Annotated in this window: 14 protein-coding genes; 7 read left to right on the forward strand and 7 right to left on the reverse strand. The window is 62.6% G+C overall.

Features of this window, described 5'->3' with window-relative positions:
• The first annotated feature begins 110 nt into the window (after positions 1-110).
• The 6 genes from M1P90_RS07615 to glgX all read left to right on the forward strand — a co-directional run bounded on the left by M1P90_RS07615 (position 111) and on the right by glgX (position 11445).
• Complete coding sequence (locus tag M1P90_RS07615; protein ID WP_483702010.1) at positions 111-2654, forward strand: ATP-binding protein; 2544 nt, start codon at positions 111-113, stop codon at positions 2652-2654.
• A 175-nt stretch (positions 2655-2829) separates the two neighbouring features.
• Positions 2830-3234, forward strand: a complete 405-nt coding sequence (locus M1P90_RS07620) for a GlsB/YeaQ/YmgE family stress response membrane protein (protein WP_483702011.1) — start codon at positions 2830-2832, stop codon at positions 3232-3234.
• A gap of 242 nt (positions 3235-3476) precedes the next feature.
• Positions 3477-5816, forward strand: a complete 2340-nt coding sequence (locus M1P90_RS07625) for an amino acid permease (RefSeq protein WP_483702012.1) — start codon at positions 3477-3479, stop codon at positions 5814-5816.
• A gap of 288 nt (positions 5817-6104) precedes the next feature.
• On the forward strand, positions 6105-7754 hold the full coding sequence (locus tag M1P90_RS07630; RefSeq protein ID WP_483702013.1) for a Na+/H+ antiporter: 1650 nt from the start codon (positions 6105-6107) through the stop codon (positions 7752-7754).
• Positions 7755-7768: 14 nt separating this feature from the next.
• Positions 7769-9175 carry a DUF389 domain-containing protein gene (locus M1P90_RS07635; RefSeq protein ID WP_483702014.1) on the forward strand — a complete coding sequence of 469 codons (1407 nt, stop codon included), beginning with the start codon at positions 7769-7771 and terminating at the stop codon, positions 9173-9175.
• 113 nt (positions 9176-9288) lie between these two features.
• Positions 9289-11445, forward strand: a complete 2157-nt coding sequence (glgX, locus tag M1P90_RS07640) for a glycogen debranching protein GlgX (protein ID WP_483702015.1) — start codon at positions 9289-9291, stop codon at positions 11443-11445.
• A gap of 442 nt (positions 11446-11887) precedes the next feature.
• Here glgX and treY read toward each other — a convergent pair whose 3' ends face one another.
• The 4 genes from treY to M1P90_RS07660 all read right to left on the reverse strand — a co-directional run bounded on the left by treY (position 11888) and on the right by M1P90_RS07660 (position 18729).
• The gene (gene treY, locus M1P90_RS07645) at positions 11888-14872 is read right to left on the reverse strand and encodes a malto-oligosyltrehalose synthase (RefSeq protein ID WP_483702016.1); all 2985 of its coding nucleotides are present in this window, start codon (positions 14870-14872) and stop codon (positions 11888-11890) included.
• Between the two features lie 158 nt (positions 14873-15030).
• Positions 15031-16563 carry an LLM class flavin-dependent oxidoreductase gene (locus M1P90_RS07650; protein WP_483702017.1) on the reverse strand — a complete coding sequence of 511 codons (1533 nt, stop codon included), beginning with the start codon at positions 16561-16563 and terminating at the stop codon, positions 15031-15033.
• 133 nt (positions 16564-16696) lie between these two features.
• A complete protein-coding gene (locus M1P90_RS07655) occupies positions 16697-17818 on the reverse strand; it encodes an ISAs1 family transposase (protein WP_483696769.1) in 1122 nt (373 codons plus the stop codon).
• A gap of 404 nt (positions 17819-18222) precedes the next feature.
• A complete protein-coding gene (locus M1P90_RS07660; RefSeq protein ID WP_483702018.1) occupies positions 18223-18729 on the reverse strand; it encodes a DoxX family protein in 507 nt (168 codons plus the stop codon).
• Between the two features lie 145 nt (positions 18730-18874).
• On the opposite strand from M1P90_RS07660, the gene M1P90_RS07665 reads away from it, so the two are divergent.
• Entirely contained in the window at positions 18875-19219 is a 345-nt protein-coding gene (locus tag M1P90_RS07665; RefSeq protein ID WP_483702019.1) for a winged helix-turn-helix transcriptional regulator, read from the forward strand.
• Positions 19220-19909: 690 nt separating this feature from the next.
• Here the strand turns inward: M1P90_RS07665 and M1P90_RS07670 are convergent.
• The 3 genes from M1P90_RS07670 to M1P90_RS07680 form a co-directional block, all read right to left on the reverse strand.
• Positions 19910-20353 carry a pyridoxamine 5'-phosphate oxidase family protein gene (locus M1P90_RS07670; protein WP_483702020.1) on the reverse strand — a complete coding sequence of 148 codons (444 nt, stop codon included), beginning with the start codon at positions 20351-20353 and terminating at the stop codon, positions 19910-19912.
• A 190-nt stretch (positions 20354-20543) separates the two neighbouring features.
• Positions 20544-20879, reverse strand: coding sequence for a VOC family protein (locus tag M1P90_RS07675; protein ID WP_483702022.1), 336 nt, complete (start codon positions 20877-20879; stop codon positions 20544-20546).
• A 136-nt stretch (positions 20880-21015) separates the two neighbouring features.
• Positions 21016-21456: an iron chaperone gene (locus tag M1P90_RS07680; RefSeq protein WP_483702023.1), complete on the reverse strand. Its 441-nt coding sequence runs from the start codon at positions 21454-21456 to the stop codon at positions 21016-21018.
• Positions 21457-21471 lie beyond the last annotated feature (15 nt).

Here is a 21471-nt window from a genome sequence, read left to right on the forward strand (position 1 = left end):
GCACCTCCGCTACATTCGTTGCTCGCCAGTATTCTATACCGAAACGCCGGGTGCTGGGCCAGAGCATGGTATGCTGTAGGGCGCACGGTTCGCCAGGGAAGGAGCACGCTATGGTTTCAACAGCACCGGCACTGCCGCCGGGGCAGGCGCTGCTGCCACGCGCCCAGCGCGCGCTGCTCGGCGGCCTGCTCTTTGTGGTGATCTTGCTGCTGGCACTGATCAGCCTGCCGCCGCTGGCAAATGGCCGCGCCGAGGCGCTGCGCGCGCACCTGGATAAAGATGTGCAGGCCTATGCCGACGCCCTGATTTCGATTGAAAACAGCGTGCAGGAGATGCAGGCCGCCACGCGTGGCTACCTGCTGACGCAGCAGCCATCGTTTCTTGAACAGTATCGCGCGGCGCAGGATGGATTGCCTGCCCGCCTCGACGATTTGCAGCAGCTGGCCCCGCAAGTCGATGACTCGATGGTTGCGCAGGCCGCCGAGCTGGTGCAGGTGGTGGGGCGCTGGCAGCGCGAAGGCAGCGACCGCCAGCTTGAGCTGGCGCAGGCGGGCAATGCGGCGGCGGCCAGCGCCGAAGTTGCCAGCGGCAAGAGCCAGGGCATCTTCGACGCATTTCGCGGCCGCGTGAACGATTTGCAGGAACAGACGCAAGCACGCCACGACGACCTGATCTCGCAGATCAACCGGGCGCGCACGCTCGAGATCGCGCTGACGAGCGGGCTGGGCGTGCTGGGCCTGCTGGCAGTGGGCTTTGTGCTCTACGGCTTTCGCAGCCTGCTCGGGCTGATGCGCGCGCTGCAGGCCGAACGCGAGCGCGCCGCCACCCTGGCCGAAGCCGCCAGCATCGACCGCCAGCGCCTGCAAGCCGTGATTGACCATTCGCCCGAGGGCCTGGTGGTGGCCGAAGCGCCGCATGGCCGCATCAGCCTGGCGAACCCGGCGGCGGTGGCGCTGCTCGGCCCGATCGACATTGGCAGCCAGCTCCAGGGCCAGCCCTGGCTGCACCGCCTGTTTCGTCCCGGCGGCGAACCCTTTCCCACCGACGCCTTTCCGCTGCTCCATTCAATTCAGCAGGGCGAAACCAGCCGCGCCATCGAGCTGACGGTGGAGCAGCCGGGCGGCGCGCGCGTGCCGCTGCTGGTGACCAGCGTGCCAGTGCATACCGGGCAGGGCCGCCTGAGCAGCGCGGTAGCAGTGCTGCACGATCTGCGGCTGCTGCGCGAAGTGGAACGCCTGAAATCGGACTTTGTGGCGCTGGTGAGCCACGAACTGCGCACGCCACTTACGGCCATCCAGGGCTGCGTGCAAACGCTGCTCAGCGGCGGCGAGGCCGACCCGGCACGCACGCACGAGTTCTTGCAGATCATTGACGAGCAGGGCGAGCGCCTGCAAGAATTGATCGACAACTTGCTGAGCCTTTCGCAGGTGGAGGCCGGCGCGCTACGCCTGCGGCGCGATCTGGTGCGGCCCCAGCAGATCATTCAGACGGTGCTGCGCCAACTGCGCGACCGGCTGGGCGGGCTGCGCATCCAGGCCGACATTCAGCCCGACCTGCCACTGATCAGCGCCGATGCGCGGCGGATCGAACAAGTGCTGCTGAACCTGCTCGACAACGCGCGTAAATTTTCGCCACCGCAGGGCGCGATTACTGTTCGCGCAGAGTATAGCCCCAACAGCGTGATAATCAGCGTGCGCGACCAGGGGCCTGGCATCCCCGCCGCCGAGCGCGAGCGCGTGTTCGAGCGATTCTACCAGCTTGAGCAGCCAGCCACGCGCAATGTTGGCGGCAGCGGGCTGGGGCTGGCGATTTGCAAGGCGATTGTGGAAGCGCATGGCGGGCGCATCTGGGCCGAAGATGCGCCAGCGCGCGGCGCGCTGTTTGCCTTTACGCTGCCCGCCATGCTCGCGGCCGACGCAACAGCGCTGCCCAGTGGGCCAAACGTGCTGGTGCAGCCGCGCACCGGCGCCACGCGCGTGCTGGTCGTCGACGACGACCCGGCGCTGCGACGCCTGCTCGAAAGCAGCCTGCCCGACGCAGGCTACCACGTGCAGGCAGTGGTTGAAGCGCAGGCCGCAGTCGACAGCGTCATCCGGCAGCCGCCCGACCTGATTTTGCTCGATCTGATGCTGCCAGGCATGGATGGTTTCACGCTCTGCAAGCAACTGCGCGAGTGGACTGCCGTGCCGATCATTATGCTGACGGCGCGCGCGGCCGAGAAAGATGTAGTGCTGGGCTTACAGATGGGTGCTGACGACTACGTCACCAAGCCATTTCGCGCCAACGAGCTGATCGCGCGCATGGAGGCCGTGCTGCGCCGCGCCCAGCCCGATACCGCGCCGAGCAGCCTGTCGCTCATTCAGGTTGGCGACCTCGCGATTGATCTGGCGCAGCGCCGGGTGACGCTTGAAGGCGCGCAGATCGAGCTAACCCCGCTCGAATACCAGATCCTGGCGCTGCTGGCGCGCCACCCGGGCCAGGTGCTCACGCACGCGCAGATTTTGCAGGACGTGTGGGGCGAAGCATACAGCACCGAGAATCATTACTTGTGGGTGCATATTGCCCACCTGCGCCAGAAGCTCGAGCCCGACAGCAAGCGCCCGCGCTATATCCTGACCGAGCGCGGCGTGGGTTACCGGCTGGCGAAAGAGTAAACGACGCGTCGTTGCAGCCGCCTCTTGTGCGTATGACCAAAGACGAAGGACGAAGGACGAAGTGAGCTTGCTCCTTGGTCCTTCGCCTTAGCGCGCAGAAACATCGCATTGCAATCGCCAATCCCCTATTCCCCAAACCCAAACCCCTGCGCTGAAAGCCTCTTGAACGATCTTCTTGCTGCTCCTCAAGCCTTCTCAAGGCAATCTCAAGGTTGCGCCGGCCTGCATTAGGGCAGCCGCAAGGTTGCTGCCTTACCTTCCCCCATGCCGATGCAGCGCGCATCTGCCAGATGATATGCGCCGAAGTGTGGGGGAAACAATGATCAACGTTTGCCTGTGGCTGTTAGGCGGGCTGCTCGCCGGTGGGATTGCCAGCCGCCTGCCGCGAACACTGACGCCGATCAACATGATTGCCAATAGCATCGCGGGGGCATTTGGCGCACTTCTGGGAGGCGTTGTCTTCCTTATTTTCGACACAGCGCCGCTCGGCAGCGTAAATTTGTGGGCATTGCTGATTGCGCTTATCAGCGCGGTTATTGCCATCTCGCTGATGCGTGCCACATTTCGCTATATCCCATAGCACGCCGGTTACGCGGCCACGACGCTGCGTAAAGGTCGTTCAGGAGGGCCGTGATCATGCACGATCACCTTTGCTTTCCACCTGCTGCGCGCCCATGGCTGTTGCCGAACCACGAATGTTCGGCACTCGCGCAGGTTCTCACGATGATGTTTCAAGGCCAGCTTCAGCGCGACCAGGCTGGCCGCTTCGGTGTGCAGCCAACAATGGCGTGAATATCTCACCCACAGCAAAAGGACCGTCTCATGAAACAATCTACCGACCATGTCGCCCTAAGCCGCGATCTTGGTCTTTTCACCATCACACTGATTGGGGTCGGCGCAATGATTGGCGCCGGCATCTTTGTGTTGACCGGCATTGCTGCGGGGCTGGCTGGCCCGGGCTTGCTGCTGGTGTATGTGCTGAATGGCATTGTCACAACACTCACAGCAATGGCCTATGCCGAGCTTGGCTCGTGTTTCCCCGAAGCGGGTGGCGGCTACCTGTGGGTGAAAGAAGGGGTTGGCGGCACGGCCGGCTTTCTGAGTGGGTGGATGAGCTGGTTTGCGCACATTGTGGCGTGCAGCTTCTATGCGATTGGCTTTGCAACATTTACGGTTGAGCTGGCGCACCTAGCCGGGCTCGATAGTGTTTCACGCGAAGGGCCGATCAAAGGATTGCTGGTGCTGGTGGTGCTGGCTTTTACCGCCATCAATGTGCGCGGGGCGTCCGAAACCGGCCTGATCGGCAATGTCGTCACCATTGCGAAAGTTGCGATTTTGGGCTTGTTTGCGGTGTTCGGCCTGCTGGCGCTGTGGCGCATCCCAGAATGGCCCAGCGCCTTCACCACCGACTTCCTGCCCAACGGCCTGGGCGGCGTGGTGCGCGCCATGGGCCTGACATTTATTGCCTTCGAGGGCTATGAAATTATTGCGCAAACCGGCGAAGAAGCGCGCGACCCGCGCCGCACCATTCCACGCGCGATCTTTCTGTCGATCGCGATCTCGGTGGCGATTTACCTGCTGATTGGGTTTGTTGCGCTGGCTGCCGTGCAGGCGCCCAACGGGCAGGCGTCGTGGCAGTGGCTGGGCGGGCTGGGCGAGCTTGGCATGGCAGCGGCGGCGCGGCAATTCCTGCCCTATGGCAATGTGCTGCTGCTGATTGGTGGAATCATGTCCACCATGTCGGCGCTGAACGCCACGATCTACTCGTCGTCGCGGGTGTCGTTTGCGATGGGGCGCGACCGCAACCTGCCCGAGCGGCTGGGGCAGATCCACCCGCGCTTCCAGACGCCCGCCGCCGCCGTAGTGGTGTCGAGCGTGCTGATTGTGGTGGTGGGCGTGGCGCTGCCGATTGAAAAAGTTGCCAGCGCAGCCGATATTATGTTTCTGCTGCTGTTTCTGCTGGTAAACATGGCCCTGATCGCCCTGCGCGTGCGCCGCCCCGGCCTGGATCGCGGCTTTTACGTGCCATTCTTTCCCTGGCTCACCGCGCTGGCAATTGTTTGCAACCTGGGCCTGGCCGCCTATCTGTTCTCGTACAGCCCGCTGGCCTGGCTGATCGCGGGCGCGTGGATCGCGCTGGGCCTGGGCTTGTACTGGGGCGTGTTTGCGCGCCGCACCGCCATGGCCGAAACACGGACGATTATTCACGAAGAGCTACTGGTTCGGCGCGAGCATTCGGTGCTGCTGCCGCTGGAAAACCCGGCGCAGGCGCAGCTGCTGGCCGACCTTGGTTTGGCACTGGCCCGCGCCAGCGACGGCGAGGTGCTGGCGCTCCATGCCGTGCGCGTGCCGCCGCAGCTTTCGCTCTTCGATGGGCGGCTTCTGCTGAAGGAAGGGCGGCCAGTGTTTGACGCAATGATTGCGGCGGGCAAGCAGGCCAATGTGCCTGTGCACACCATGATCCGCCTGGGCCGCGATGTCAGCCACACCATTCGGCTGACTGCGCAGGAACAGCGCTGCGACATGCTTTTGTTTGGCTGGCCGGGCGCAACCTCGGCTGCGGCGCAGCCCTTTGGCAGCGTGATCGACCCGCTGGTGGCCAGCCCGCCGGTTGATATTGCGGTGGCCCGTTTGCGTCAGCGCCACCTGCCGCAGCGCATTCTGGTGCCAACAGCGGGCGGGCCGCATACCGCCCTGGCGCTGCGCGTGGCGGCTGCCCTGGCGCAGGCTGCGCCGCACGGCCCGGGCAGCGTGAGCTTGCTGTATGTTGCGCGGCCGGGCGCGCCCAACAGCGTGGCGTCGTGGTGGGCGCAGGTGGGGCCGCTGGCCGAAGCCGCCGGCATTCCGGTCGGCACAGTGGTGGTTGAGTCCGACACAGTGAGCGCCGCAATCGTGCAGGCCGCCCTCGATTTCGATGCGGTGGTGCTGGGTGCAACCCGCGAGCCGCTGTTCGAGCGCATGCTGTTTGGCACCATCCCCGAGCAAGTGGCTGAGCGCTGCGCCCGCACCGTCATTATGGTGAAAAGTGCGCCCCACCCGCTGGCGGCCTCGCTGCGCCGCATTGCCTACGCAATCGACAGCACGGCGCGGGCAGGCGCGCCCGCCACTGGCAAGGTTCTGGCGAGCGCGCCGGGCTCGCGGCAGCCGCCCGCAGATAGCTGACACAGCACAAAACCTTCGTCTGGTGCTGCACATGGGCATTCGGGCGCGGCACCAAAAGAATGTTTCAGGGCGGCTTGCCAGCATCTACCCCAGTTCTTCGGAAAAGATCTGCGCAATTGCGCACGAAAACCGAAGCATCAAGTACAATACAGATCTGCCTAACTCTATAGCAGTTTGCAGTCGGCAGGAAGCAGAAGGCAGTTGCATTTTCGCTCTGCATTGCGTTTCTCGCCAGCACCTGAATGGTCAGTGGTTCTGCAAACCGCTGTGTAAATTAAAGGAATGTGCATGCACGTTGCATCGCTTGATATTGCAATTATTGCATTGCTGCTGATTATCTCGGCAGTTGGTATTGCCACACGTTCGCTGCGAGTGCCCTACCCGGTGGCGCTGGTGATTACTGGCGTGCTGCTGGGCATGCTGCTGCGGAGCCCGCTGCCGATTATGAGCGGGCTGGAGCTGGATGAACTGCACCTGACGCCACACCTGATCCTGGTGCTGTTTCTGCCGGCGCTTTTGTTTGAAGCAACGCTGCATATCGAAGCGACCGCCCTGCGCAAAACGCTGCTGCCGATTGGCTTGCTGGCCATCCCCGGCGTGCTGCTCACGGCGGCGATCACTGGCGCGCTGGTGCACTGGGGCGTCGGGCTCGACTGGCCTACGGCGCTGCTCTTTGGCGCGATTGTCGCCGCCACCGACCCGATTGCGGTGCTGGCGATCTTCAAGCGCACTGGCGCGCCGCACGACCTGGCGGTGCTGATCGAGGGCGAAAGCCTGTTCAACGATGGCACCGCTGTGGTTCTTTCGCGCATTTTGCTGGGCGTGGTGCTTGCTGGCACCTTCGACGCCGTGGAAGGGGCGCTGAACTTTGCGATTGTCGTGGGCGGCGGGCTGCTGATCGGCGCGGTGACGGGCTGGCTGGCCTCGCGGCTGACCGCGCGCATCGACGATCACCTGATCGAAATTACGCTTACCACCATTCTTGCCTATGGCACGTTTGTGGTGGCTGAAGCCTTTGAGGTATCGGGCGTGATCGCGGTGGTGACGGCCGGGCTGATACTGGGAAATGTTGGCGCGCGCAAAGGCATGTCGCCCACTACGCGGCTGGCGCTGCTGAATTTCTGGGAGTATATTGCCTTTCTGTTCAACTCAGCGATTTTCCTGCTGATTGGTCTGGAGGTCAATCTCAGCAGTCTGCTGTTCGATCTGTGGCCGGCGCTGATTGCGATTGGCGCGGTGCTGCTGGCGCGCGCGGTGGTGGTGTATGGCCTGGGCCTGATTGTATTGCCGCTGCCGCCAGTGCTGCCGCGCCACTGGCTGCATGTGTTGTTCTGGGCGGGCCTGCGCGGCGCGGTGAGCCTGGCGGTGGTGCTGAGCCTGCCCCGTGATCTGCCAGGCCGCTCGCTGCTGCTCGACCTGACGTTTGGCGTGGTGCTGTTCACATTACTGGTGCAGGGGCTAACGATGGCGCCGCTGGTGCGCAGCCTGGGTTTGGCCGCCACAGATCGCCGCCGGCAGGAATACCAGGCCCGCCGCGCCGAGCTGATGCTGCTGCGGGCGGGCTGGCGCGAGCTGCGCCGCTTGGAAGACGATGCCGTGGTGCCGCCGCGCGTGTTTGCCCAGCTCGACGCGGAGTATCGCGCTGCGGGCCAGCAGATCGACGATGCGATTGACAGCCTGTACCAGAACGAAAGCGACCTTGAAGCCAACGAGCTGCGCGACACTCGCCTTCACCTGCTGCGCGTTGAGCGTTCGGCATTGCAGGAACTCCAGCGGCAGGATTTAGCCGATGCCGAAACGGTGCATGCTTTGGCGGCTCAGCTCGACGCTCGCACGGTCGCGCTCCAATCGGGAGGAAATGCCGCGCTCCAGCGGGAAGCACCGCAGCCTGCCGCGCCTGCCGAGCCAGGGGCGCAATCGCCGGCCCCACCTGTATAGGCGGCAAGGAACGTATGCAACGCTTATTCACGCCAATCGACCGTAGCCGCAAAATTGTCGTCATTCGCGAGCTGGATCAGGCTGGCACCTTCAGCAACGATTATCTGCTGCTGGTCATCCTCAGCTGCGTTATTGCAACGCTTGGCCTGGTGCTCGACAGCGCGGCAGTGATCATTGGCGCCATGCTGATCGCGCCGCTGATGTCGCCCATCCTGCGCTGCGCGCTGGCGCTGGTGCGCGGCGATCTGCGGCGGGTTGGGCATGCGCTGGGCACGCTGTTCCTGGGCGCGCTGCTGGCCGTGGTGATCAGCGCGCTGCTTGGCACGCTGGTTTCTTCTGGCCCGTTTAATTTCCTGGAAGAGCTGCCGCGCGAGGTGCTTGGCCGCACGCGCCCGAACCTTTTCGACCTTGTGGTGGCGCTGGCCGGCGGCACCGCTGCTGCCTATGCCCTGGCCCAGCCACGCCTGTCGGCGGCGCTGCCGGGGGTTGCCATCGCCACCGCGCTTATGCCGCCGCTGTGTACGGTTGGCATTGGCCTGTCGCAAGGGCAGATTCTGGTCAGCGGCGGCGCGCTGCTGCTGTTTCTGGCAAACTTCACCGCTATTCTGCTGGCCAGCTCGCTCACGTTTGTGCTGGTGGGCTTTCGGCCAGCGCGGCGCGATCAGCACGAGGCGATTCTTACCCCGGTGCTGGTGATTGAAGGTGGGCTGGTGCTGCTGGTGATTGTCGCGCTGAGCGGGCTAACGTTCCAGATCATTGGCGATGCCCGCGACAATCGCACGATTCGCCAAACGCTGATGGATGCGCTTGCCAACAAGGAAGACAGCAGCCTGGTGAGCTTTGAGCGCCAGGAGCAGGACGATCACCTGACGATTGTGGCGACGATTCGCGCGCCGTACACGCTTTCCTACGCTGCCGCCAACGAGCTTCAGCACGACCTGGCCGCCCGTTTGCAGCGCACCGTCGCGCTCAAACTGCTGCTCATTCCCGTAACCAGCCTCGATCCGCTTGTTCCGCCAACACGTACGCCCACGCCAGAGCCAAACGCCACCGATACGCCTGCCCCCACGATCACGCCGAGCCCGCTGCCGAGCGCCACGCCAACGGATACACCATTGCCGCCAAGCGCCACCGCCACCGCCACGCCTACGCCCACCAGCACGCCCCTCCCAACCGCCACGCCACGCAGCTATGCAATTGTGGCGGGCACAGTTGGGCGCGGCGTCAGGCTGCGCGCCGATCCAGGCACGGGCGCTTCGCTTGGCACGCTGGCCGAGCGCGCCCTGGTGCAGGTGCTTGGCACGCGCGCCCTGCCCGATGGCAGCACCTGGGCCGAAGTGGTGCTGCCCGATGGGCGCAGCGGCTGGGTTGCGGCGCGCTACCTCTCGCCTTACACACCGTTCGCGCTGCCGGGCGAGTAGCACGCGGAAAGAAGGGCGCTGTGTTGCCGCTGCATGCCACCTGCACGATTGCCCGCTGCCCACAGCAGTGCTACAATCGGCACATGACTCGCCCGCCGACAAACAGGGGATCCATGGAAACAACACACCACTACGAGGTCTGGCCTGGCAAACCCTACCCGCGTGGCGCAACCTGGGACGGCCAGGGCGTGAATTTCGCGATCTTCGCCGAGCACGCCACTGGCGCCGAGCTATGCCTGTTTGATTCAGTCGATGCACTGCACGAGGTTCGCCGCATCCCCATGCGCATGCACACCGACCTGGTGTGGCACGTCTATGTGCCGGGCCTGCAGCCTGGCCAGGTCTACGCCTACCGCGTGCACGGGCCTTACCTGCCCGAGCTTGGGCTGCGCTACAACCCGAACAAGCTGCTCGTTTGCCCCTACGCGCGCGCGCTCACCAGCACTATTCAGTGGGACGACGCCATGTTCGGCTATACCGTCGGCCACCCCGACGCCGACCTGTCGTTCGATATTCGCGACAGCGCGCCCTTCATGACGCGCAGCATCGTGGTCGACCCATCGTTCGACTGGGGCGACGACCGGCCGCCCGCCACGCCACTGCACGACTCGGTGATCTACGAGCTGCATGTCAAAGGCTTCACGCAGCTGCACCCCGAAGTGCCCGAAAACCTGCGCGGCACCTATAGCGGCCTGGCATGCCCGCCCGTGGTCGATTACCTGCAATCGCTGGGCGTAACGGCCGTGGAGCTGCTGCCCGTGCATCAGCGCATCGACGACCGGCAGCTGGTCGAGCGCGGGCTGGCGAACTACTGGGGCTACAACACGCTGGGCTACTTCGCGCCCGACATTCGCTACGGCAGCACAGGCATCCCCGGCGACCAGGTGCGCGAGTTCAAAGCCATGGTGAAAACACTCCATTCCGCCGGCATCGAAGTGCTGCTCGACGTGGTGTATAACCACTCGGCCGAAGGCAGCGAGCTTGGCCCAACGCTTTCGTTTCGCGGGCTCGACAACCCGGTCTACTACCGCCTCAACGACGCGAATCCACGCTTCTATATCGACCACACCGGCTGCGGCAACAGCCTGAACCTGCTTCAGTCGCGCACGCTCCAGCTGATTATGGACAGCCTGCGCTACTGGGTCACCGAAATGCACGTCGATGGCTTCCGCTTCGATCTTGCGACCGCACTGGCGCGCGGCCTGCACGAGCGCGACCGACTTTCGGCCTTTTTCGACATCATTCACCAGGACCCGGTGCTCTCGCAGGTGAAGCTGATCGCCGAGCCATGGGACGTTGGGCCGGGCGGCTACCAGGCTGGCAACTTCCCGGTGTTGTGGTGCGAGTGGAACGGGCGCTACCGCGATGCAACGCGCCGGTTCTGGCGCGGCGACCCCGCCCAGGTGGCCGAGCTGGCCTACCGCCTGACCGGCTCAAGCGACCTGTATCGACATAATGGCCGCCGTCCCTACGCCAGCATCAACTTCGTGACGGCGCACGACGGCTTCACGCTGCGCGACCTGGTCAGCTACAACCGGAAGCACAACGAGGCCAATGGCGAAGATAATCGCGACGGCGATAACCACAACAATTCGTGGAACTGTGGCACCGAGGGCGCGACCGAATCACCTGCGATCAACGGGTTGCGGGTGCGCCAGCAGCGCAACATGCTGGCGACGCTGCTGCTCTCGCAGGGCGTACCCATGCTGCTGGCGGGCGACGAGCGCAACCGCACGCAGCATGGCAACAACAACGCCTACTGCCAGGATAACGAACTGAGCTGGATGGACTGGCGGCTGGACGACACTGGGCGCGACCTGCTCGACATGACGCGCCGCCTGATTGCGCTGCGCAAGGCGCACCCGGTGCTGCGGCGGCGCTCGTTCTTCCAGGGGCGCAGCATCCACGGCCCGGAGATTCGCGACATCGAGTGGTTCCGGCCCGATGGGCGCGAAATGGCCGACGAAGAGTGGAACAATAGCTTTGTGCGCTGCCTGGGCATGCTGCTCAATGGCCAGGCGATGGACGAGTGGGGCGAGCGCGGCGAGCAGATCCGCGACGACATTCTGCTGGTGCTGCTGAACGCCTACTGGGAACCAATCGCGTTTCGCCTGCCCGCACCGCGCCCCGCCGATGCATGGGAGGTGCTGGAAGATACGCAGGAAGTTGGCCCTGCCCAGCGCGAGCCGCTCGCGCCCGGCACAATCTGCGAGCTTGCGCCGCGCTCGCTGGTGCTGCTGCGCTGCCGGGTCGAGCCGGGCCGCGACTGAACAAGCACCGCATGAGGGTTTAGGGTCTGGGGGTTTGGGATTGAGTCTGCATCCTGGACTCTGCGAACTGCGGAAGGGCAGAGCTGTGCACCACGCACTACGCACCATAATGCGAAGAGCGTAGTGCATAGCTCTTCTTGTGAACTTGCAATTATCTGCGTCATCTGTGGATGTATCTACCCTTCCAGCCGTGTCATACCAAATACGGATGATTACTTCTGAATTGTCATGCTGAGCGTAGCGAAGCATCTCTTGGCGTTGTCAAAAGAAGATTCTTCACTCCGCTGGCGCTTGGTTCAGAATGACAAAATGTAAGTGTTTACCCGAACTTGCTATTACTCGCCTTGGCACGACCTCGGGAGAAAGTGCAAAGCTTGCTTTCCACTGCCTTCGTACCTTCGTGCCTTCGTGGTGAAATAAAATCGACTTCGGCAGATCACGCCTACCCTTCCAGGCGCGTCAGCAGCGCCAGCGGGGAATTGCGGCACAGCGCCGCCAGCAGCAAGCTGGCCTGCCCGTCGCGCCAGCCAACCGTGAAAATTTCCCCCGTCAAAACGTGCTCATAGCGCCAGCCAGCCTGCTCGGCGGGCAGCGCCAGCCAGGTGTCGCCCCAGGCAGCCGCGCCCAGCGGAAGCCGCAGCTGCTCGCCGCCGAGGCTGGCAAACCAGCGCGGCGCAACTGCCAGCACCGCCGCCGACGCATACTGGCGGGCAAAGGCACATACATGCTCGTGCCGCGCGCCACGCGCTTCCAGCGGCTGGTAGCTGCCGTGCGCAAAAAGCTCGGGCTGCTCGCGGCGCAGGTTGAGCGTGCGCTCGGTCAGGTAGAGCTTGATGCGACCGTCGTGGCTGGTGCGCAACAGTTCCTGCGCGAGCGGCACGCGGTTGCTTCCAGCCTGCGCGATCTGTTCCTTCAGGCCGGCCAGCAGCTCGCGCCGTTGCGCATAATCTACTGGGCGGCGGTTGTCGGGGTCGACCAGGCTGAAATCCCATAGCTCGTTGCCCTGATAAATGTCGGGCACGCCCGGCGCGGTCAGCTTCAGCAGCACCTGCGACAGCGCATTGAACTGCCCGTAGAATGCGACCTGGCGCAGCAGCGGCAGCATCAGCTCCCAGAACGGGCTGCTGCCAGTTTCTTCCAGCACCGCGTACACGAACTTCCGCACGGCAGCGTCGTAGGCCGCGTTTGGGTTGACCCAGCTGGTATGTACCTTCGCTTCTTTGGTGGCCTTGAGCATATACGCCGCGATGCGCTCAATCAGCTCGGCTGGCGGCTGCGTTGCGTCGGCTTCGGCCAGCAGCTCGAAGGGCCACACGCCCAGCAGTGTCTGGTACAGCAAATACTCATCGTTCGCATCGGGTGCCAGCTCGCCATCAACCAGGGTTTTCTTGCCGGCATTGCACTCGGCCCAGCGCGCCAGCCCGGCCAGCCAGGCCGCCGGCAGCTCGGAAAGCACATTGATGCGCGCACGCACATCCTCGCTGCGCTTGGTGTCGTGGGTGGAGCTGGCAAGCATAGCGTGCGGCCAGCGCGCCTGCCGCTCGGCGTTTTGCGTGTAAAAATCGGCCAGCGCCGTGCCAAAATGCTCGGGGTGGCCACCAACTTCGTTCAGCGAAACCAGCCGGTTGTAGCGGTAGAACACCGTGTCTTCCACGCCCTTCGCCATCACTGGCCCGCTGAGCTGCTGAAACTTCATCACAAAATCGGTCAGGCGCGCGCGATCGTCGGCGGCAAAACGCTCGACATTGCGGAACAGGAGCGTGTCGCGCAGAAAGTCGAAAATCGCCTCGGCGGTGCGCGGGTTGCGCTTCTTGGCCTCGCCCACCGCCGCCTCGATCGCGGCCTGGTCGCGTGGCGTCACCGATTCCGGCCCGGTCATGTACGTGCGGTAGATCGGCAGGCACGCGATCACTTCGCGAATGGCGAAAGTTAAGCTGCCCAGCGTGAAATCGCGGTAGCGGCGGTTGCACTCGGCAATACGCTCAAGCTGGTGGCTCAGCTCGTTGATCTCGCTCGCCAGCGATACCAGCATGATCATCTTTTTGGCCGAGTTGGCGAGCTGGCCGATGTTTGTGGTGTCGCCAATGAAATGGCTGTAGGTTGTTTGGAACACTGCCGCATTGTCCCGCTGCACAAACAGGCCGTTCATGGCATTCAGGAAATCGTAGCCGGTGGTGCCATTAATCTCCCAGGCGCGCGGCAGCGTTTCGCCGCTGGCGAGGATTTTTTCGGCCACCACGTAGAGTCGCCGCTCGGGCTGCGCGGCGCGCCCAGCATGCCCCCAGCCGGCGTCAGCACGGGCTGCCACAAGCTCGGCGTAGCTTGCCTGCAGCTGGCGGAAGTAGCGCGGCGGGTCCCACAGGCCATCGGGATGGTCGATCCGCAGGCCGGTGGCCTTGCCTTCGGCCAGCAGGCGCAGTGCCAGCGCATGCGTCGCCTGAAAAACCTCGGGCTGCTCGACGCGAATGGCGGCCAGCTCGTTGATGTCGAAAAAGCGCCGGTAGTTGATCTCCTCGGCGGCGACGCGCCAGTAGGCCGGGCGGTAGGCTTGCTCTTCCAGCAGATTGTCGAGCAGATCGAAGCTGGCGGGGTCGCGCACATCGCCGTTGAAAGCGCGCAACGTGGCGTCGAGCGCGGCTTGCACGGCCGGCGCACTCGTCACCAGCGCGGCCAGCCGTCGTTTGATGATTTCTTTTTCGCGGTTGCGCTCGGCGCGTTTGCCGGGCGGCAGCGCCAGGCGCGGCGGCAGGTAGTGAATGGCGGTCAGGATGCTTTGCAGCTCGTGCACAAATGCGTGCTCGCCGCCAAGCTGCTGTTCGAGCAGATTGAGCAGGGGGCGCAGCATGTGGCGGTAGGTGCGCGGCGCAACCGGCAGGCGCGTGGCGTAGTAGAAAATGGTGAATGCGCCATCTTCGTAGGCCAGGCGCAGCTTGCCGGCTTCGAGCACATTGCCATACTGGTCTTCGAGCAGTGGCAGCAGCACTTTGTTTTCAAGCTCGGGGCGCACTGGCTGCCAGTCGATATCGAAGTAGGCGGCATAGGTCGATCCGGGGCCATTTTCCAGCACATCCGCCCACCAGGGGTTGCACGAATCGCCAATGCCCATGTGGTTCGGCACGATGTCGAGGATCAGGCCCATGCCCCTGGCCTGAAGCGCGGCTGTAAAGGCATCGAAACCAGCCTCGCCGCCCAGCGCGTCGCGTATTCGGCTGTGGTCGCAAATATCGTAGCCGTGGGTGCTGCCGCTGGCCGATTGAAAGATAGGCGAGGCGTAGCAATCGCTGATGCCAAGCGCGTCGAGGTAGGCGATCTGCGCCTGTGCGTTGGCAAAGGTGAAGCCGGGGTTGAACTGCAGCCGGTAGGTGGCGCGGGGAATGCGCCGCTGCGCGGGCGCCGCTGTGGCGAGCGCGGGTGGATGATCGTTCATAGTGCTCCTTTTACATACAATGCCGCCCGTGCCAGCACCCATCACAACGGAACATTGCGGTGGCGGCACGGGCGGCATTGCCCAGGGCGTATGGTAGTGGAAGGAGCTAAACGCCACCTAAAGCACGGCGGCGCAAACCTTAAGATTGCCTGTAGGCGCTAGAGCGCGATATTCAGCCGCCCGATCGGGCCAAGCAGCTCATCTTCCTCGTAGGCAAGGTGCGAAAGCAGCATCGTGTTGAGGTCGCCGGCCACGCGCCGCACATCCACAACCTTGCCCGGCTCGTCCATCATCACCACCAGCGCCTGGTCGAAACGTTCAAGCTGCTCGGCAATGATCTCGTGCTCCCAGCTCAGCCGTTCCAGCACCGGGCCAAGCGCGCCGTCCCTGCGCCCCAGGCTCGGGAACACGCGCTCGTCCTCGATCGTGTGGTGGATGCTGACCACCCGGCAGTATTGCGCGCAGAACGAGCCAAGTGTCCAGAAGTTCTGGCGCAGCGTAAGCTGGTAGATCAGCGAGCGCGCGGCGGCTGGCTCCATCTGCTGTGTAGCAACTTGCTCGGCCGCGTCGCGGATCTGCGTCAGCTCTTGCCGCAAGTGTTCGTGTACCTGAATAAGCATTTCCTGGCTTTGCCGCCCATTCGCACTGACCGGCGCAGTGCTTTGTGGCAGGCGTGGGCGCATGCTTTCGTCCCACGCCGTTGAGATGGGCGCTGTGCTGCTGCGGCGTGGCGACGCCGTAACTTCTGGCTCGGGCTGCAAATAGCTCCCCGCTGCCGCTGGCGACGGCGCGGCAACGCCGCCGGCACGCGCCTGCGACACCAGCTCGCGCACTACTGGCGCAACCTCTTCGGCAAAGCGCTGCAAATCGTTTGCGGCATCCGCGCCCGGCGCGGTGATGAACACGCTCATGCCCTGCTGGAGCGCCAGCTCGGCAAGCTGCCCGGCCCACAGGCGCGGCGGGCCTTGCAGAAAGCCGCGCTCAGCCGCCCCAAAGCGCCCGTTGACGTTATACACGCGCCGGATCGACGCCGGGTCGCGCCCGGCCGCCTGCGCCGCCGCGTCAATCGCGCGCGACATCTCAGGCAGCTGCTCGGGCGGCGCATAGGGCGAGGACGGAATCCAGCCGTCGGCCAGCTCGCCGGTGAGGCGCAGCATGCGCGGCTTGTACGCGCCCAGCCAGATCCCAACCGGGTGCGGCGGAAACGGGCCGGGCTGCGCGCCACGCAGCTGGTAGTGCTGCCCGGCAAACTGCACGGGCGGGCCGGGTGCCCACAGCGCCCGAATCACATAAATCGCCTCGGCCAGCGCGTCGATCGACTCGGCTGGGCTGCGAGCCGGCCCACCCATGCCCGCCACTGCGTCGGCAAATGCGCCCGCACCTAACCCCAGCTCGACGCGACCGCCGCTCAGGACATCCAGGCTCGCCACCGCGCGGGCCAGCACGGCCGGCGGGCGCAGCGGCAGGTTGATCACATCCGGCACGAGGCGAATGCGCTCGGTCTGCGCCGCCAGCGCCGAAAGCAGCGTCCAGGTGTCGAGAAAGCGCGGCTGGTAGGGATGATCCTGCACGCCGATCAGGTCAAGCTCAAGCTGGTCGGCCAGCCGCGCCATGGTGATGATCTGATCAGCCTGGCGGGCATCCGGCGTCAGAAACGCGCCAAACCACAGTTCATGGCCATAATCGCCCATGGATGTTCCTTTGTACCCAGAAGGGCATATTGCTATTGTACCGAGAAGGGCGTATTGCTATTGTACCGAGAAGGGCGTATTGCTATTGTACCGAGAAGGGCGTATTGCTCAGGGCCAACGCATTACAAATGTTCTACAGACGTGGCTCAACCTGAAGCACTTTCATCGCATAGGCATCGTCCCAAGTCGCACGCAGCCGCTTCTGACGTACACTCGCCTTCAACGTCGTTTCCTCGCGCAGCAGGTTCAACACCAAGTGCCGAATAATTGCCAGATTATGCGCTGAGTGACCAATTCGCGCGCGGCTGTCATCGGCGGCAAACACCACATCCAGCACCCAATGCAGCCGGTTTTCGATCCCCCAATGCTGCCGAATGGCGTCTGCAACCCGCTCGGCTCCCAGCGGCAAACTTGATATGTACGAATGTGTCTCCTCGCTCGTCACACCATCACACGTGCGCGTCGAATGCACCCTTACAACCGAGCGCAACTGCGACCAGCGCGCGCGGTCGACGATGCTCTCCACTTGGTCACAGCTGCGATATTCGCGCCGTTCGCTCCGTCCGTGACCTTCCATTGTGATGATGCATCGATCCAGGTGTTCCTCTTCAATCGGCTCGGCAAAGATGCGTGCAATGTCGCGCGCCAGTTGCGGCTGGTTGTCTTTACACGCCAGCACATAGTCACCACCCTGCGCCACAATCTGTTCGGCAATCGCCACCTGGCAGCCCATCGCATCAATCGTCACGATGCAATCGTTGATGTCGAGCAGCGAGAGCAGCAGCGGGATGGCGGTGATCTCATTCGATTTGCTGTTCACGCGAACCTGACCGAGAACCAGGTGATTGGCCGCCGAGAACGCGCTGACGATATGCAGTGGCGACAGGTCGATCGCACGGTCGTGGGTACGACGTTCGGTTTTGCCGTCAATCGCAATCACATCGCCGGGCAGTTTGGCACGAATGGTGTCGACCCAGGCGAGAAAGGCGGATTGGAACGCGGTGGGATTAAGACGCGCAAAGACACGGGCGAAGGTGTCGTGCGACGGAATGCCAGCGGGCAACTCGAGAAACTGCTCCAGCAAGGCGTGTTTGGCGTGGCCATAGGCTTCGATGTCGGTCCAGCCATCAGCACTGCTCAAAACCGCGCAAATGGCAATCGAGATGATGTCGATCAGTTTGTGGTGTTTACAGCGGTCGATACGCGGGTCGGGCAGATCGCCAAAATGGCGAGAAAGCGACGTCGGTAATTCCACCACACACCTCCTGCTGCTGGAAACCATTCAGAGAGGTGATTATAGCATCAGAAACGCGATGGCGAGTTGCTCACTCTGATGCACGAGTGCACGAAAAACAGCATAAAGAACCACATTGCTTTGTTTCGCCCATACTGAAAGCGTTTGACAGACAAAACGTCGTTTTATGCTTCATTCATAATGCGTTGGCCCTGGCGTATTGCTATTGTACCGAGAAGGGCGTATTGCTATACGCCCAAACTACAGAACCGAGAACGTATAAGGGTTTAGGGTTTGGGGTCTTGGGATTGGGTCTGTATTGTGTCTGTAAGCCGCAAACCTGCCACTTTCAAACGTGCCACCCTACTACCGAGAACCGAGAACCAATCCCTATGCCCTATACCCTATACCCGCGCCGCAGCGCATTAGTGTGCCAGCGCCGCCTGTCGCCGCGCCAGCGACACGCCATATGCTACCACAAGTGCCACGCCGACCACGCCCGGCCAGAACAGCAGCGCGGCGGGCAGGGCCAGGCCCAGCAGCGCATCCAGCGAGTAGGCGCCCGGCCCGGTCAGGCCCAGAATGGCCGCCGCGACGAGCAGCACCAGCGGGAATTCGTAGCCGCCCTTCTGCCCCCAGAAGCCCTTTGACCAGTGCACCAGCACGATTGCCATCGCCATTGCGCCAATCACCGCCAGCGGGCCAAGCGGGTTGAGCAAACCAGCCGCCAGCAGCAGCCCGCCGCCAAATTCGCCCAGGCCACCCAGCATGCCCCACAGCCAGGCGGGCTGCAAGCCCATCGCGCCCATCATGCCAGTGAAGCCTTTCATGCCTGGCCCGCCGCCCCAGCCAAACAGCTTCTGCGCACCATGCGCCGCTACCACCAGCCCCACCAGAACCCGCAAGATCAGAAGCGCAAGATCGATCGACATGGATCTCATTCCTTTCAATTAGCAGATTGTATCAAATAATCTGCTTACTAAATGTAAGCGAAAGTATATCCATCAAACTTCCTATTGTCAAGCCGCTTCTTTTTTGATAGCATGTGCGCAGATAAACCGAGCAATGAGGCCAGAAATGGAGCACAGCGAACAAGGGTGCCAGCAGTATCAGCACGCCATCGAGCTGATCGGCAAGCGCTGGACGGGTTTGGTCATTATGGTCCTGCTGGATGGCCCGCAGCGCTTCGGCGCGATTGCCGAGCAGCTGGGCGGTGTAAGCGACCGCATGCTTTCCGAGCGGCTGAAGGAACTGGAAAGCGAAGGCATGATCGAACGGCGCGTGTATGCCGAGATGCCGGTGCGGATTGAGTACCGGCTCACGCGCAAGGGCGCGGCGCTCGCCCCGGTGATCGAGGCGGTGCAGCAGTGGAGCCGCGCCTGGCCGCAGGCAGAAGCCGAACCTCAGGAAGAAGCCGCGTAGATCGCCCGAACCAACACCACGAGGGCTGGCAGTTCGTCTGCCAGCCCCTTGTTTCATGTTGCAGATTTGTGCGCGCTGCGGCCTAAATAATCTGTTCTTTTCTTTATGCCTCAGTACTCTGGAAAATACATTTCCCTGTACTCAGCTTCCAGGAAGCTCAAGCCAGTTTTGCTTCAACCTGATAACCAGATAAGCTTCCTGGAAGCTTGCCCGTTGTATGAAATAACGTATGTTCCAAAGTACTCAGTACTCTGGAAAATACATTTCCCTGTACTCAGCTTCCAGGAAGCTCAAGCCAGTTTTGCTTCAACCTGATAACCAGATAAGCTTCCTGGAAGCTTGCCCGTTGTATGAAATAACGTATGTTCCAAAGTACTCAGTACTCTGGAAAATACATTTCCCTGTACTCAGCTTCCAGGAAGCTGAAGCCAGTTTTGCTTCAACCTGATAACCAGATAAGCTTCCTGGAAGCTTGCCCGTTGTATGAAATAACGTATTTTCCAAAGTACTCAGTACTCTGGAAAATACATTTCCCTGTACTCAGCTTCCAGGAAGCTGAAGCCAGTTTTGCTTCAACCTGATAACCAGATGAGCTTCCTGGAAGCTTGTCCGTTGTATGAAAGAACGTATTTTCCAGAATAATGAGTGATCAAGTGTTCTGCAAACCGCTATAGTGTGAGCTTTCTTCGCTTACTGACTGTTGATGCGCCAGCGCCGGCGAACCGTGTTGTCGCCCTGGTAGATCGTTGAGCTGGCCTGCTCAAGATCCAGCTCGAACAGAACGTAGCGCTCGGCCGGCGCGTAGCTTGCGGCGCTTGCCGCAGCCTGGCGCAGCTGCGGGTCGTTCAGCAGACGCGCGCGGCCGGAAACGAAAAACTCGCCAGCGCCGCCGCCCGAATCCGCCACCGCGCAATGCATGGCGTAGCGCCCATCGCGCTGGAGGTCGTGGCCTTTGGGCGAGCTTGGCTCCATAAACAGGAACAGGCGCCCTTCCCCGATGATCGGCGTCACCGGGTGCACGCGCGGCCCGCCATCGCTGCGGATTGTCGCAAGGTAGGCGACACCGCTGGTAAAGCGTGCCGCGCCAAAGGCTGCCAGCTCGGGCTCGGCTGTTTCAAGGGCGTTCCAGCTCATTGGGTTTCCTCCTTCGCGCTTTTTATTTCACAATTTACGCAGTGACGCTATTTTGCATCTCTCAGCGGGTAGCCGGTGCTGTGCTTTTCGCCTGCGGCAGCATGGTAGAAACGATTCTTTGTGTATGCGAATTTCCGCGCTACGCGCGGAAATTCGCATACACGAGTCAACGAAAGGATGTTGCCAGATTTTAAGCGAACTGGCGCAGCCCAATGATATTGCCCGCCGCGTCGCGCACCGAGGCGATCAGGCCGCCGCCGCCAATATCGCGCACATCCTGCACCAGCTCCGCGCCGGAATCCAGCAGCGTTTGCAGGTTCTCCCTGATATTGTCGACGGCATAGTAGGCGGTCATGCCGGCCTTGTGGCCGTTTGGGTCCAGGCCAATATCCATGTCGCCCACCTTGAAGCCAACATAGTAGGGCGAATCGGCATAGGGCTCGACGCCCAGAAATGTTTTGAATGTTTCTTTGGCCTTGGCAAGATCGGCGACGGGGTAGACGACAACTTTAATACCCTGGTTCATGAGACGCCTCCTCATTGCGGGAGATCGCTCGCCCGCTCGATTGCGCGCCAGCGTTGGGCGCACTTAATACAGGCAGCCACGCGTGCAGCCGCCACGAAATATTGCCAATGCGGAAAATACGTGATACGAGCGAAGTTTAGCTCACGGCTTGTTTCACAAGCGCGCGAATTGTTTCTTCTTCGGTGGGGGTGAGTTGCATCAGCGCGAATGATGTCGGCCACATATTGCCCTGGTCGATCTTCGCGGTGTCGCTAAAGCCAAAGGTGGCGTAGCGCGAGTTGAACTTCTGCGCGCTCTGGAAAAAGCAGACGATCTTGCCATCCAAGGCATAGGCGGGCATGCCATACCAGGTTTTCGGCATCAGCACGGGCGCGCTGGCTTTGATGAGTTCATGGAGCCGCGTGGCCATTGTGCGTTCGGGTTCGGGCATCTCGGCAATTTTCGCCAGCACCTCGTCTTCGCCCTCGGCCCGATCTTTAGTTGCGCGCTCTTCGGCTTTCAGCTCTTTGGCGCGCTCTTTCATTGCAGCGCGCTCTTCGGCGGTGAAGCTTTGCGCGCTCTTTTTGGTTGGGCTCATGGGAAGCTCCTTCTG

The sequence above is a fragment of the Kouleothrix sp. 19917 genome, from assembly GCF_057073505.1.